Genomic DNA, 12041 nt, shown 5'->3' with positions numbered 1-12041 from the left:
AGCGAGTGGTCCACCCGGGTCGGTGGGTGGTCGGGACGCCGGCCACGTCCCGTTCTCCTCACTGGCTGCGCGCCGAGCGGCCTTCCTGGAGCTTGCGCAGCAGCTCACGCTTCTGCGCCTGCGGGCTGAGCCCGCCGCCGATCTGGCCACCGCGGCCCCCGCCGCGCAGCGCCTTGCGGGAGAGGTTGGTGCGCGTACCGCCCACACCCAGCATGTTTCCTGCTCCGCCTCGCGACATGTGCGTACCTCCGGTTTGATGACGTTCGGCGAGCTCTGACGAGCTGCCGACGAGACGTCGCGTCTCGCTTCTTCGTCCACTTTGAGCGAGACGGAGCGTCTTGTCAAGCATTTACGAGACGGGACGTCTCGGCTTGTTCGCTGCTACATTCGACGGCATGGCCACGAAATCCGCCCCTGACTCCAAGCGCCGCAGCGAACGCTCGCGCCGCGCGATCTATGACGCCGCCCTCGAACTGGTCTCCGAGGTCGGGTACGGCAAGCTCACGATCGAGGCGATCGCCTCCCGCGCGGGCGTGGGCAAGCAGACGATCTACCGCTGGTGGCCGTCGAAGGGTGCCGTCCTGCTCGACGCTTTCCTGGACCTCGGTGAGCAGGCCCACCAGGAGGCGAGCGACCATGCGGGCCAGGACCTGACCCCGACCGAGATCCCGGACTCCGGAGACCTGGAGGCGGACCTCAAACTCGTCATGCGGGCCACCATCGACGAGTTCAGGAACCCCAAGTACGACGCCCCTTGGCGGGCGCTGGCCGCCGAGGGCATGCTCAACTCGGAGCTCGGCGCCGAGTACGTGGAGAAGCTCCTGGAGCCCGGACTCCAGATGTATGTGAAGCGCATCGAGATCGCCCAGGAAGCCGGTCAGGTCGCGGCCGACGTGGACCCCCGTATCGCCCTGGAACTGTGGACGGGCCCGCTCGCCCAGCGCTGGATGCAGCGAACGGGACCGCTCACGCACGAGTACGCCGACAAGCTCGTCGAGTACGCCCTCTACGGCATCGCCCCGCGCTGACCGCACCCGCGGGACGCGTTATGCCCTCTCACGGGGAGTTGACCGGCCACCGCCGGCGCAGGTCCGCGGCGCGCACGCCCTTCGCGCCCTTCACCGGTGTCCGCGCGAGGAGACCCGGCGTATCCGTGATCACGCCGTTGCAGCCGAGCCGCAGCGCGCGGTCGCGCTGACGCGGTGTGGTCACCGTGTGCGCCCACACCCGGGGGACCCCGGAGTGGACCGCGCGCAGGAGATCCACGTCCCGCGCCTTGTGGTCCACGTCCAGGACGTCCACGACCCCGGCCCACCGCTCGGGCCGGTCCGAGCGCATCTGCGCCTTGGAGCGCCACAGCTGCGCGAGCAGGCCCAGCCGGTGGGCGCGCGCGGCCACGCCGGGGTCGTTGGAGTTCACGAACACCGAGCGCGTCAGGCCGCGGGCGCGGATCAGCGAGCCGAGCGTCCGCAGACTGCGCGGGTCCTTCGCCTCCAGCATCAGCACGATCCGCCCGCCGAAGCGGTCCAGGACCTCGGCGACCGTGGGCGGCCGCTCGGAGCGCCAGCTGCCGGGCAGACCGGGGCCGGGTCGCAGCCGCACCTTGCGCCACTCGCGCAACGTCAGCGAGCGCACCGGGCCCTTCGACGTCGTCGTACGGTCCAGGGTCTCGTCGTGCATGGCCACGAGGGTGCCGTCCCGCAGTATCCGCGTATCGACGTCGATGACCTGGGACGTGCCGCGTTTGTACGCTGCCACCAGGCCGGACATGCTGTTCTCCGGCACCTCCAGGGCGCCCCCGCGGTGCGCGGTGTACGTGATGCGGGGGAGGGCCTCCACCGTCAGGGGGCCGCCGCGGCCCCATTCGAGCGGGGTGAGCGGCCCGGTGGGCGCCGCGAGAGCCAGTGTGGTGAGGCTCATGAAGCCCGAGAGCCCCGTGAGCACAGTCCTGGTGACCATGGCGAACACGGTAGGGGGGTAAATCGCCAGTTAGTACGCAATGACGCGCGATGTCACCCTGCGCCTTGCATCACCCCAGCTACCCCGGATGTGGGCTCTGGCCCCCCGAGGAGCAGGATGGTGCGACCATGGGAGATGCTTCTCGGCACACATGCGAGGTGAGGGGATAGATGGGCGCGGAGTTCGGCCGCCGGTCCGGCGGGCAGAGCAGGATTTCCCAGTGGCTTCGCCGACGTCCCCGACCGGAGGACACGGCAGGTGAAGAGGCAGGCCGCGAGGCCCTCCTCGTCGCCGCGGCGGCGGCGGGTCTGCCGCTCTCACCGGCCGCGCACCCCTCCGCGTACCGATGTTCCTGCGACCGCATCGGCTGTCCCACCCCCGCCAGGCACCCCATCTCCTTCGCCTGGCAGACGCAGTCCACCACCGACCGCGGGCAGATCGAGCGCTGGGCGAGGCACCAGCCGCAGGCCAACTTCATCACCGCGACCGGCATGGTCCACGACGTCCTCGACGTGCCGCTTGCCGCCGGCCGCGAGGCCCTCGCCAGGCTGCTCGCCGACGGCATCGACGTGGGCCCTGTCGCCGAGTCCGAGGGCACCATGGACGAGGGGCGGATGCTCTTCTTCACGCTCACCCGCGGCACCCCCGAGGACGAGGACGAGTGGTGGCCCTGCGAGCTGGACTGCCACCCCGAGACGACGAACGAACACCCCGGTCTGCGCTGGCACTGCCGCGGTTCCTACGTCCTCGTACCGCCCGCGCGGCTGCCCGGTGACCTGACGGTCCACTGGATCCGCGGCCCCGAGCACGCGCTCCCGGACCCGCTGACGCTGCTCGAGACGCTCACCGACGAATGCGCCCGCGTCGCGGGCGAGCCACAGCACGACGTCGCCGCCTGGCCGATGAGAGGCTGACGCCCGCGCGCGAAGGCCGTTGCCGACCGGCCCGACCGGTTACTCGCCCTGCGCGCCCGTCAGGCCCTGGATGCGGCTCAGGAACGTCACCTTGCCCGACCCCGCGGGGTCGACGACGACCTGGTTGGAGACGCGCTCCAGCATCACCGACTGCCTGACCTCGCCCTTCAGGAGAGGCTTCACCTCGGGTTCCACCGTGAGGTTCACGCCCTTCGCGGCGGTCTGCTTCTCGTAGTGGTGCGTCGAGAAGAAGACCATCGCCCCGCCGTCCCGGGTGCGCAGACCCACCGGCGCGAACGTCCCCTCGTTCTGCGGCTCGTCGATGTACTGGACGGCGATGCCGCGGCGCTTGGTGTTCTTGTCGCGGAACGCCTTCCATGTCGACGTGTGGTCGCCCGGCGCGAACGTGTCGCCGCCCGACCTCAGATACGTCGTGTACTCCTCGCCGAGGTTCTTCGGCGCCACCGCGAGGGCCTTGGAGTTCACCTCGACCGGCTCCGCGAAGCCGTCCTTGTCCTTCTTCAGCTCGGGCATCTTCGAGGGCGTCACCAGGTTCAGGTAGGACGCCTCCCACAGCTGGTCCTTGCTGCCCTTGGTGAAGACGAGCAGCCAGCGCAGGTCACCCCTGCGGTTGGACTTCGTGTCGGCCACGAACCACCGGGGCCAGCCGGCCTTCTTGGGGATCGAGAACTTCGCGTCCGTCAGCTCCAGCGGCACCTGGTTGGGGTTGCCGCCCGGATTCCGCGCGCCCTTCGACTTCAGGCCCGCCTGGTTGATGGCGCTCAGCGGGCCCGTGACCCGGGCCGCGTCCAGGGCCGGGTCGTAGGCCTTCTCGGCCTTGTTGTACGCGGTGAGGAAGTCCTTGAGCGCGCGGTCGGCCTCAGCCTTCGTCGCCGACGGGACGACTTCCCGCTCCCCGTGCACCGTCACGCAGCCGCTCGCCGTCACCGTCAGTACGGTCACCGTCGACGCCACCATCGCGTACCGGACCGGCCGTCGCGACCGGACCTGCCGCATCGGAGTGCGCTGCCTTGGAAGCCTGCTCATGCGTTGCGTTCACCTTCCCCTTCCCGGGCCCGAACCCTACCGGGGCGAAGAAGAGCGCGAGCGTCGGGATCAGGTACAGCAGCCACACCGTGACCTGGACAACCGTCGGGTCGGGCTGGAAGTTGAGGACACCCTTCAAAAGCGTGCCGTACCAGCTGTCCGGAGGGATCGTCGCGCTGATGTCGAACGCCTTGTTCCGCAGCCCGCCGAGGAACTCCGCCTCCTGCAGGTCATGGACGCCGTACGCGAGCACGCCCGCCGCCACGACCACCAGCATGGCGCCGGTCCAGGTGAAGAACTTCGCCAGGTTGATGCGGACCGTGCCCTTGTAGAACAGCCAGCCGAGAGCGATCGCGGTCAGCAGCCCCAGGAGAACACCGATCAGCGGACCGGGCGTCCCGTCGTTCGATGCCCGCACCGATGCCCACACGAACAGCGCGGTCTCCAGGCCCTCCCGGCCCACGGCCAGGAACGCGGTCGCGACCAGCGCGCCCGTGCCCATCTGCAGCGCCGCGTCCAGCCTGCCGTGCAGCTCCGCCTTGAGGTGGCGGGCCGTGCGCCGCATCCAGAAGACCATCCACGTCACCAGGGAGACGGCCACGATCGACAGCGAACCGCCCAGCGCCTCCTGCGCCTTGAACGTCAGCTCCTGCGAACCGAAGGTGAGCGCGCAGCCGAAGCCGAGCGCGAGAGCGCACGCGACCCCGATGCCGATCCAGATGGGCCTGAGGGCGTCGCGCCGCTCCGTCTTCACCAGGTAGGCGATGAGGATGCAGACGACCAGGCTGGCTTCGAGGCCCTCGCGCAGGCCGATCAGGTAGTTGCCGAACATGTCTGTCAGATCCCCTCAGCTGAACAGCGCCCGGCCCCACCAGTCGTCCTTGTCGCGGACGCCCGGCGGGATCGCGAAGACCGCGGAACCCACGTGCTGGATGTACTCGTTGAGAACGTCGGCGCGCGCCAGGCTGCGCTGCACCGGGATGAAGCCCGTGCGGACGTCGCGCTGGTAGGCGAGGAAGAAGAGCCCCGCGTCCAGCCGGCCCAGACCGTCGGTGCCGTCCGTGAAGGAGTAGCCGCGGCGCAGGATCGTCGCACCGCCGTTGCTGTCAGGGTGCGCGAGGCGGACGTGGGAGTCGGGCTTCATCGCCTTCAGGAACGGCTCGTCGTGCTCCTTGGCCTTGCCGACCGGCGCACCCTCGCCCTTGTCGCGCCCGAAGATGTCCTCCTGCTCACCGAGCGGAGTCCGGTCCCAGGTCTCGACGTTCATACGGATGCGACGCGCGACGAGATACGAGCCACCGGCCATCCAGCCGGGCCCGTCCTTCTCGCCGACCCACACATGCTTGGCGAGCGCGGACCTGTCCTCGCCCGAGACATTGCGGGTCCCATCCTTGAACCCGAAGAGGTTACGAGGCGTCTGCGCGCCCGGTGTCGTGGAGGACGTCTTGCCGAAGCCGAGCTGCGACCAGCGCACCGCGACCTTGCCGAAGCCGATGCGGGCGAGGTTGCGGATGGCGTGCACGGCGACCTGAGGGTCGTCCGCGCAGGCCTGCACGCAGAGGTCGCCGCCGCCGCGGGACGCGTCGAGGTTGTCGCCGGGAAACTTGGGCAGATCGACGAGGGCTGCGGGCCGGTCACCCTTGAGCCCGAACTTCTCGAAGAGGCCGGGCCCGAAGCCGATCGTGAGGGTGAGCCGGGACGGCTTGAGGCCGAGCGCCTCGCCGGTGTCGTCCGGTGGCGACTCCGCGAGCCCCCCGACGGCACCCTCACCGACCTCGTGCCCCGCGGTCATCCGCGCGGCAGCCCTCGTCCAGTCCTTCAGGAGCCGCACGAACTGCTCGCGGTCATCCGTCTTCACGTCGAACGCGGCGAAGTGCAGCCGGTCCTGGACGGGGGTCGCGATGCCCGCCTGGTGCTTGCCGATGAAGGCGACCGCGCCACCCGCCGACGCGGCGGGTACGGTCTCGTCCCCGGACCGGGCCACCGCCACCGCGCCCCCGGTGACGGCGGCGCCGAGCGCGAGCCCTGCACCACCCCAGCCGAGGAGCGAACGCCGGGACGGGGAGGCGGAGTCACCGACATTCTCGTCGTCGGACTCGGTCTCGGACTCGGTCTCGGTCTCGGTCTCGTGCGTGATCTCAGCCATCGTGCGGCCCCCTGCTGCTACTTGCTGTTCACGACGGCGGCGGCCAGCTTGGACAGCGGCTCCGCGAGCGCGTTGACGCCGTCCGACAGCTCCTTGGTGTCCGCCTTGTCGAGTTTGTCGTACGACGTGAACGTGTACGAGTCCTTGCCGCCGCCCTTGCGGTACTTGCCGAGCAGTTTGTCCAGCGCCGCGAACTGCTTGTCGAGCTCCTTGGTGAGCTCCGGGTCGTTCTCCGAGGCGACGGCCTTGAGCAGGCCGTACGCCTCCTCCGCGCCCTCGACGTTCGCCTTGAAGTCGACGAGGTCGGTGTGCGAGTAGCGCTCCTCCTCGCCGGTGACCTTGCCGGTGGCGACCTCGTCGAGGAGCTCCTTGGCGCCGTTGGCCATGGAGGTCGGGGTGATCTCGGCCTTGCCGACGCGGTTCTGCCAGTCCTTGAGGTCCTTGTCCAGCAGGGTGGCGAGCTCCTTGTCACGCTCACCGAGCTTCTTGTCCTGCCACAGGGAGCGCTCCAGGCGGTGCCAGCCCGTCCAGTCCTTCTCCAGGTCCTGGCCCTCTTCCAGGCCGTCCTCGCGCAGGTCGACCTTCGGGTCGATGTCGCCGAAGGACTCGGCGACGGGCTCGGTGCGCTCCCAGCCGATGCGGGAGTCGGAGTACGCCTTCTTGGCGGCCTCGATGTCGCCCTCGCGGACGGCGTCGGTGAAGAGCTTCACCTTGGGCAGCGTCGCGTCGGCCTGCTCCTGCGCGTAGGCGCGGTAGTCGGCGACGGCCTTGTCCAGGCGCGGGTCGCGCTTGACGGCCTTGCCTCCGCTGACGGTGACCTTCTGGCGGATGCCGTCGCCCTTCATGCCGGGCTTGCAGGCGATCTGGTACGAACCGGACTTCACCTCGGCGGTGAGCTTCTGCTTCGTGCCGGGGCCGATGTTCTCGCGCTCGCTGACGATGCGGTCGTCGGGGAAGAGGAGGTAAACCTCGGTGACCTTGGAGCCCTTGTTCTCGATGGCGAGCTCGACATGCCCCGAGCTGAGCTTCGTCTTCGAGACCTCGCACTTGTCGTCGGTGGCGGTCACCTCGACGGTGTTGCCGCCGCCCTTGGCGTCGCTCTTCTCGGTGCAGCCCGTGACGGCGGTGAGTGCTGCCACTGCGGCTACGGCGGTGGCGACGGGGAGTCGGGCGGGGCGCATAGGGGCTCCAAGGCGGGGCACGGACTTACTCCGGCGTGCTGGTGAGGGGAACCTAACTTAACTGTGCCTTACCTGTCCGGAGGGCAAAGCGCAGGTCAAGGGTTTGGCGTCGGGGCTTCGGTTGCGGTTACCACCGGCTTCGCCGGGTTCGTCCTCAAACGCCGGACGGGCTGTATCCAGCCCGTCCGGCGTTCGAGGACATGTCGGGCCCGCAGGGTCCGCCCTGACCTCGCACCGGGGCCACCAGCGGAGCCCCCGTCCGCGGGTGCGGGAAGACCTCGACCGGTTGCCGGTAGACCTCGGTGAGCAGGTCGCCGGTGAAGACCCCGGCCGGAGGCCCCTGTGCGGCGATGCCCCCGCCCCGCAACACCGCCACCCGATCCGCATACGCCGCCGCAAGACCCAGGTCATGCAGAACCACCACCACCGCGTCTCCCGCGGCGGCCCGCTCCCGGCAGACCCGCAGGACCAGCTCCTGGTGGCGGAGGTCGAGCGCCGCGGTCGGCTCGTCAAGGAGCAACAAGGGCGCCCGCTGGGCAAGGACCCGCGCCAGCGCGACCCGCGCCCGCTCACCCCCGCTCAGCGCCGAGAAGGAACGGGCGGCGAACTCGCCCACCTCCGTCGAGGCCATCGCCTCCCGCACGATGCGGTCGTCCTCGTCCTCCAGCACCGTCCCCGCCCACGGCACACGCCCCATCCGTACGACATCCTCGACCGCGAAGGGGAAGGAGAGAGCGGCGGACTGCGGCAACACCGCGCGCCGCAGGGCCAGTTCACGGGCCGCCCACTCCGCGACGGGCCGGCCGCAGACGCGTACGACCCCTCCGTCCACCGGAACATCCGCGGCCAGCGCGGCCAACAGGGTGGACTTCCCTGCCCCGTTGGGCCCGACAAGGGCAAGCACCTCACCCGCCCGCGCGGTGAGGGACACCCCGGACAGGACCTCGCGGCCGCCGAGCCGCACCACCAGCTCCGACGCCTCCGCGAGCACGTCGCCGGGAGAGGCGGGGCCCGGCAGTACGCGCCCACCCCCGGCAGAGAACAGCCGCTTGGCAATCCGCCCGATCATGCCCAACCCCCTTGCCTACGACGGGTCCTGCGCAGCAGCCAGAAGAAGAACGGGCTCCCGAAGAGCGCCGTGAGCACCCCCAGCGGCAACTCCGCGGGAGCCGCCACCGTCCGCGCCGCGAGATCCGCGCCGACCAGGACGACCGCCCCGCCCAGCGCGCTGCCCGGCACGAGGAAGCGGTGCCCAGGGCCTGCCGCCATCCGCAGCAGATGCGGGACGAGGAGGCCGACGAAGGTGATGATCCCGGCGACGGCCACGGCGGCGGCGGTCAGCAGCGCCACCACCAGGACAAGCACGAGCCGCAGCCGCTCGACGTCCACCCCGAGATGCCGAGCGGGCCGCTCGCCGAGCGCGAGCAGGTCCAACTTCCGTGCGTACAGCGGCGCCACGACCAGACCGGCCACCGCACACGGCAGCACGGCGAGCACCTTCGGCCACGTCGCCCCCGCGAGCGAGCCGAGCTGCCAGAACGTGATCTGGGTGATCTGCGCGTTGTCCGCGAAGAAGATGCAGAGCCCGATCAGCGCCCCCGCGAACGCGTTCACGGCGATCCCGGTGAGGATGAGCGTGACGACCTCCGTACGCCCGCCGTTGCGGGAAAGGGCGTACACGAGGAGGACGGTGGCGAGACCGGCGACGAACGCGCAGACCGTCACGGTCCAGTTGCCGAAGAAGCTGAGGCCGAGCGCGATCGACGCCACCGCTCCGACGGCCGCGCCCGCGGAGATCCCGATGACGCCGGGCTCGGCGAGCGGATTGCCGAACACGCCCTGCATGAGCGCTCCCGCGCAGCCGAGGGACCCGCCGACGAGCAGCGCGAGCGCCACGCGCGGCAGCCGCACGTTCCACAGGACGCTCTCGCCGACCCGGTCGAGCGCGCTCCCGCCGAACCCGATCCGGTGCTGTACGGAACTGAGGACGTCCCCGAGCGGGATGTCGTACGCGCCGATGCCCGCGGAGAGGAGGCAGAGGAGGACGAGGGCGACGGTGAGCCCGATGGTCAGGGTGGCGGCCGTGCCCCGTCGGCGACTCCCGGGGGCCGGGGACTCGGGGGCGGTTGGTGCCGCGTCCGCCGCTTTGGTCAGGACGGTCACTTCCGAGCGCCCCCGTACAACTGCCCCACCAGGGACTTCAGGACCTGGTCCGTACGCGGCCCGTAGTTCAAGAGCACTCCGTCGTCGATCGAGACGATGCGGCGGTCGAGCCCGGCCGGGGTCTCGGCGACCCCCGGGATCTTGAGAAGACCGTCCACGCCGTCGACCGATTCGAGCCCCTTCGACATGACCAGAATCGCGTCCGGCGCCGCCTTGGCCAGCGCCTCGCTGGTGATCGCGGTGAAGTCCTTCTCCAGGCCCGACGCCTTGCCCGCGTCGACCGCGCCGGCCGCCTCCAGGAGCGAACTCGCGCCGGACTCGCGACCGCCGAGCAGATAGACGGACGCGGAGCCGCGCAGGTAGAGGAAGGCGACACGGGGCTTCTCGGTGCGGGCGGACGCGGGGATGGCCTTCCGCACCTTCGCGATGCGCTCCTGCGTACGGGACTTGAGCTCCTCGCCCGACTTCCCGACCCCCAGCGCCTTGGCCACCGCCTCGATCCGGGGGCTCACGTCGTCGAGGCCCTTCGCCGGGTCGAACACGACCAGCGGGATGCCCGCGTCACGTATCTGGCCGATGGCCTCCGCCGGCCCCGTCGTGGTGTCCGCGAGGACGACCGTCGGCTTCAGGGAGAGGACACTCTCCGCCGAGACATCGTGCGCACGGGTCACCACCGGCAGCTTCTTGGCCTGCTCGAAGGTGGCGGTGATGTCGCGGGCCACGACGTTCTTGCCGAGCCCGAGCGTGAAGACGATCTCGTTCAGGCTGCCGGTGAGCGGCACGATCCGGCTCGTGTCCTCGACGGTGACCTTCTTGCCGTCGGCCGATGTGACGGTGGCCGGGAGCGCGGGGTCGGGGCGTGACTTCAGCGGTTCGACCCGGTCGGGCGCCGATGCGGCGGCCTTCGCCTTGGGGGACACCCCGCCGCCCTCGTCCGACGATGATCCACAGCCCGTGAGGGCCAGGGCGAGAACGGCGGTCCACGCGCCGGCGATACGGAGTGAGCGCGGCATACGCACCGAAGTCCACCGTCCTGTCGTGCTGTTGAGGGCCCCGCCGAGGCTCCGCAGTGCGACGCCCGGGTCCGGGTGGCCGGGATGGGGGTTCCAGCCGGAGTGATCGTAGTTTAGGTTAGCCTTACCTCATTAGCCACACCCGGAGGGGTCCCATGTCGTCGTCAAGACAGGCGCGAGCCATCGCCCGCGCCGGAGCCGTGGCCGTGCTCACCGCACTCGTCGGAGCACTGCTTCCCGCGGCCGCCGCGCACGCCGAAGGCCGCACGGTCCAGGGCGGACGGCTCGACTGGGGCATCAAATCCTCCTTCCAGAGCTACGTCACCGGGCCCATCGCCCAAGGGAGTTCGACCCTCCAGGGTGGCGCCGCCACGGTCGGCGGCAGCCAGTTCCGCTTCCACTCGGCCAAGGGCTCGTACGACCCGGACAGCGGGGCCTTCAGCGCCGGGTTCTCGGGCGGGGTGCACTTCCTCGGGCACAAGAAGGGCGGCTCGTACGAGCTCGACCTCACCATCAGCCGCCCCACCGTCAAGATCTCCGGCGGCTCCGGCACGCTCTACGCCGACATGGTCAGCAAGGAGAAGGGCACGGGCAAGGTCACGACCAACGCCCAGGTGCCGCTCGCGACCCTCGGCATGTCCGGCATCAACATGAAGGGCGGATCAGGGCCGATCGCCCTCAACAACCTCCCCGCGACGCTCACTTCGCAGGGGGCGAAGGCCTTCGCCGGGTACTACACGGCGGGCACCGAGCTCGACCGGGTGAGCCTGTCCACGGACCTCGCGGCGAAGTCCGGCTCCGGCAAGTCGTCCAAGTCGTCGAAGTCGTCCAAGTCGTCGAAGAAGCCGGAGCCGAAGGCCTCGAAGTCCTCCGGCGAGAAAGCGAAGGCGGGCCGGATCGAGGACGCCGCCGTCGACTGGGGTGTGCGCCGCACCTTCCGGGAGTACGTCACCGGGTCCATCGCCAAGGGTGACTGGAAACTGTCCGCCGGTGCCCAGGACGGCGGCGCGCTCTTCCGCTTCCCGCAGGGTGAGGGGGCGTACGACAAGAAGGAGCAGACCCTCGACGCGGACTTCGCGGGTGCGGTCCGTTTCACCGGCGAACACGGCCTCGATCTCACGCTGAGCAAGGTCGCCGTCGAGGTCGAGGACGGCAAGGGCACGCTCTTCGCATCCGTCCGGAGCAAGGGCGATAAGGGCGACAAGGGCGACAGGGGCGTCACGCTGAAGAAGGCCCCGCTGATCACCTTCGCGGCCGATGAGCTGAAGCCGAAGGACGGGCTCGTCTCCCTCACCGAAGTGCCGTCGAAGCTCACCGCCGACGGCGCCAAGGCGTTCGGCGGCATGTACAAGGCGGGCTCCGAGATGGACCCGCTCTCGCTCGCCGTCGCCCTCGACGCCGACGCGAAGCTGCCCGCGCTGCCGGACCTCGGCTCCTCCGCGAGCCCGACACCGCAGGCGAAGAAGGCCGCGGAGCCGAAGACCGAGAACGCCGCCGACGCCTCCGACACCTCGCCCGCCCTGCCGATCGGCATCGGCGCGGGCGTGGCGGTGCTGCTCGCCGCGGCGGTCACGTTCGGAGTCGTACGCAAACGGCGCGGCGCCGACCGGGCCTGACG

General features: G+C 70.4%; 12 protein-coding genes. 3 read left to right on the top strand and 9 right to left on the bottom strand.

What is annotated here, in order from left to right:
• Window positions 1-58: 58 nt before the first annotated feature.
• Window positions 59-238 carry a DUF6243 family protein gene (locus ACZ5WE_RS02810; protein ID WP_467690665.1) on the bottom strand — a complete coding sequence of 60 codons (180 nt, stop codon included), beginning with the start codon at window positions 236-238 and terminating at the stop codon, window positions 59-61.
• Between the two features lie 157 nt (window positions 239-395).
• Between ACZ5WE_RS02810 and ACZ5WE_RS02805 the strand changes: the two genes are divergently transcribed.
• The gene (locus ACZ5WE_RS02805) at window positions 396-1028 is read left to right on the top strand and encodes a TetR/AcrR family transcriptional regulator (RefSeq protein ID WP_467690663.1); all 633 of its coding nucleotides are present in this window, start codon (window positions 396-398) and stop codon (window positions 1026-1028) included.
• A gap of 28 nt (window positions 1029-1056) precedes the next feature.
• On the opposite strand, the gene ACZ5WE_RS02800 is transcribed toward ACZ5WE_RS02805, so the two are convergent.
• Window positions 1057-1959, bottom strand: coding sequence for a glycerophosphodiester phosphodiesterase (locus tag ACZ5WE_RS02800; protein WP_467690662.1), 903 nt, complete (start codon window positions 1957-1959; stop codon window positions 1057-1059).
• A gap of 170 nt (window positions 1960-2129) precedes the next feature.
• Between ACZ5WE_RS02800 and ACZ5WE_RS02795 the strand changes: the two genes are divergently transcribed.
• Entirely contained in the window at window positions 2130-2873 is a 744-nt protein-coding gene (locus ACZ5WE_RS02795; RefSeq protein WP_467690660.1) for a bifunctional DNA primase/polymerase, read from the top strand.
• Between the two features lie 39 nt (window positions 2874-2912).
• Here ACZ5WE_RS02795 and ACZ5WE_RS02790 read toward each other — a convergent pair whose 3' ends face one another.
• The 7 genes from ACZ5WE_RS02790 to ACZ5WE_RS02760 form a co-directional block, all read right to left on the bottom strand.
• Complete coding sequence (locus tag ACZ5WE_RS02790) at window positions 2913-3851, bottom strand: SCO2278 family lipoprotein (protein WP_467690923.1); 939 nt, start codon at window positions 3849-3851, stop codon at window positions 2913-2915.
• On the bottom strand, window positions 3754-4752 hold the full coding sequence (gene efeU / locus ACZ5WE_RS02785; RefSeq protein WP_467690659.1) for an iron uptake transporter permease EfeU: 999 nt from the start codon (window positions 4750-4752) through the stop codon (window positions 3754-3756). Before efeU ends, ACZ5WE_RS02790 begins: the two co-directional genes overlap by 98 nt.
• 15 nt (window positions 4753-4767) lie before the next feature.
• Window positions 4768-6066, bottom strand: coding sequence for an iron uptake transporter deferrochelatase/peroxidase subunit (efeB, locus tag ACZ5WE_RS02780; RefSeq protein ID WP_467690657.1), 1299 nt, complete (start codon window positions 6064-6066; stop codon window positions 4768-4770).
• A 17-nt stretch (window positions 6067-6083) separates the two neighbouring features.
• A complete protein-coding gene (gene efeO, locus ACZ5WE_RS02775; RefSeq protein ID WP_467690655.1) occupies window positions 6084-7247 on the bottom strand; it encodes an iron uptake system protein EfeO in 1164 nt (387 codons plus the stop codon).
• Window positions 7248-7401: 154 nt separating this feature from the next.
• On the bottom strand, window positions 7402-8316 hold the full coding sequence (locus ACZ5WE_RS02770; RefSeq protein WP_467690653.1) for a heme ABC transporter ATP-binding protein: 915 nt from the start codon (window positions 8314-8316) through the stop codon (window positions 7402-7404).
• Complete coding sequence (locus tag ACZ5WE_RS02765) at window positions 8313-9410, bottom strand: FecCD family ABC transporter permease (protein WP_467690652.1); 1098 nt, start codon at window positions 9408-9410, stop codon at window positions 8313-8315. Before ACZ5WE_RS02765 ends, ACZ5WE_RS02770 begins: the two co-directional genes overlap by 4 nt.
• The gene (locus ACZ5WE_RS02760; RefSeq protein WP_467690651.1) at window positions 9407-10423 is read right to left on the bottom strand and encodes a heme/hemin ABC transporter substrate-binding protein; all 1017 of its coding nucleotides are present in this window, start codon (window positions 10421-10423) and stop codon (window positions 9407-9409) included. The genes ACZ5WE_RS02765 and ACZ5WE_RS02760 overlap by 4 nt, the downstream gene beginning before the upstream one ends.
• A gap of 155 nt (window positions 10424-10578) precedes the next feature.
• Between ACZ5WE_RS02760 and ACZ5WE_RS02755 the strand changes: the two genes are divergently transcribed.
• A complete protein-coding gene (locus ACZ5WE_RS02755; protein ID WP_467690649.1) occupies window positions 10579-12039 on the top strand; it encodes an HtaA domain-containing protein in 1461 nt (486 codons plus the stop codon).
• Window positions 12040-12041 lie beyond the last annotated feature (2 nt).

This window comes from Streptomyces sp. NPDC033180 (assembly GCF_055577645.1).
Note: the sequence above shows the minus strand (reverse complement) of the source record. Positions and strands in the feature narration are given on the sequence as shown.

What these genes read in the sequence shown, in the direction of transcription:
- ACZ5WE_RS02810 (WP_467690665.1), bottom strand. Translation starts at nt 238, where the DNA reads ATGTCGCGAGGCGGAGCAGGAAACATGCTGGGTGTGGGCGGTACGCGC.
- ACZ5WE_RS02805 (WP_467690663.1), top strand. Translation starts at nt 396, where the DNA reads ATGGCCACGAAATCCGCCCCTGACTCCAAGCGCCGCAGCGAACGCTCG.
- ACZ5WE_RS02800 (WP_467690662.1), bottom strand. Translation starts at nt 1,959, where the DNA reads ATGGTCACCAGGACTGTGCTCACGGGGCTCTCGGGCTTCATGAGCCTC.
- ACZ5WE_RS02795 (WP_467690660.1), top strand. Translation starts at nt 2,130, where the DNA reads ATGGGCGCGGAGTTCGGCCGCCGGTCCGGCGGGCAGAGCAGGATTTCC.
- ACZ5WE_RS02790 (WP_467690923.1), bottom strand. Translation starts at nt 3,851, where the DNA reads ATGGTGGCGTCGACGGTGACCGTACTGACGGTGACGGCGAGCGGCTGC.
- efeU (WP_467690659.1), bottom strand. Translation starts at nt 4,752, where the DNA reads ATGTTCGGCAACTACCTGATCGGCCTGCGCGAGGGCCTCGAAGCCAGC.
- efeB (WP_467690657.1), bottom strand. Translation starts at nt 6,066, where the DNA reads ATGGCTGAGATCACGCACGAGACCGAGACCGAGACCGAGTCCGAGACC.
- efeO (WP_467690655.1), bottom strand. Translation starts at nt 7,247, where the DNA reads ATGCGCCCCGCCCGACTCCCCGTCGCCACCGCCGTAGCCGCAGTGGCA.
- ACZ5WE_RS02770 (WP_467690653.1), bottom strand. Translation starts at nt 8,316, where the DNA reads ATGATCGGGCGGATTGCCAAGCGGCTGTTCTCTGCCGGGGGTGGGCGC.
- ACZ5WE_RS02760 (WP_467690651.1), bottom strand. Translation starts at nt 10,423, where the DNA reads ATGCCGCGCTCACTCCGTATCGCCGGCGCGTGGACCGCCGTTCTCGCC.
- ACZ5WE_RS02755 (WP_467690649.1), top strand. Translation starts at nt 10,579, where the DNA reads ATGTCGTCGTCAAGACAGGCGCGAGCCATCGCCCGCGCCGGAGCCGTG.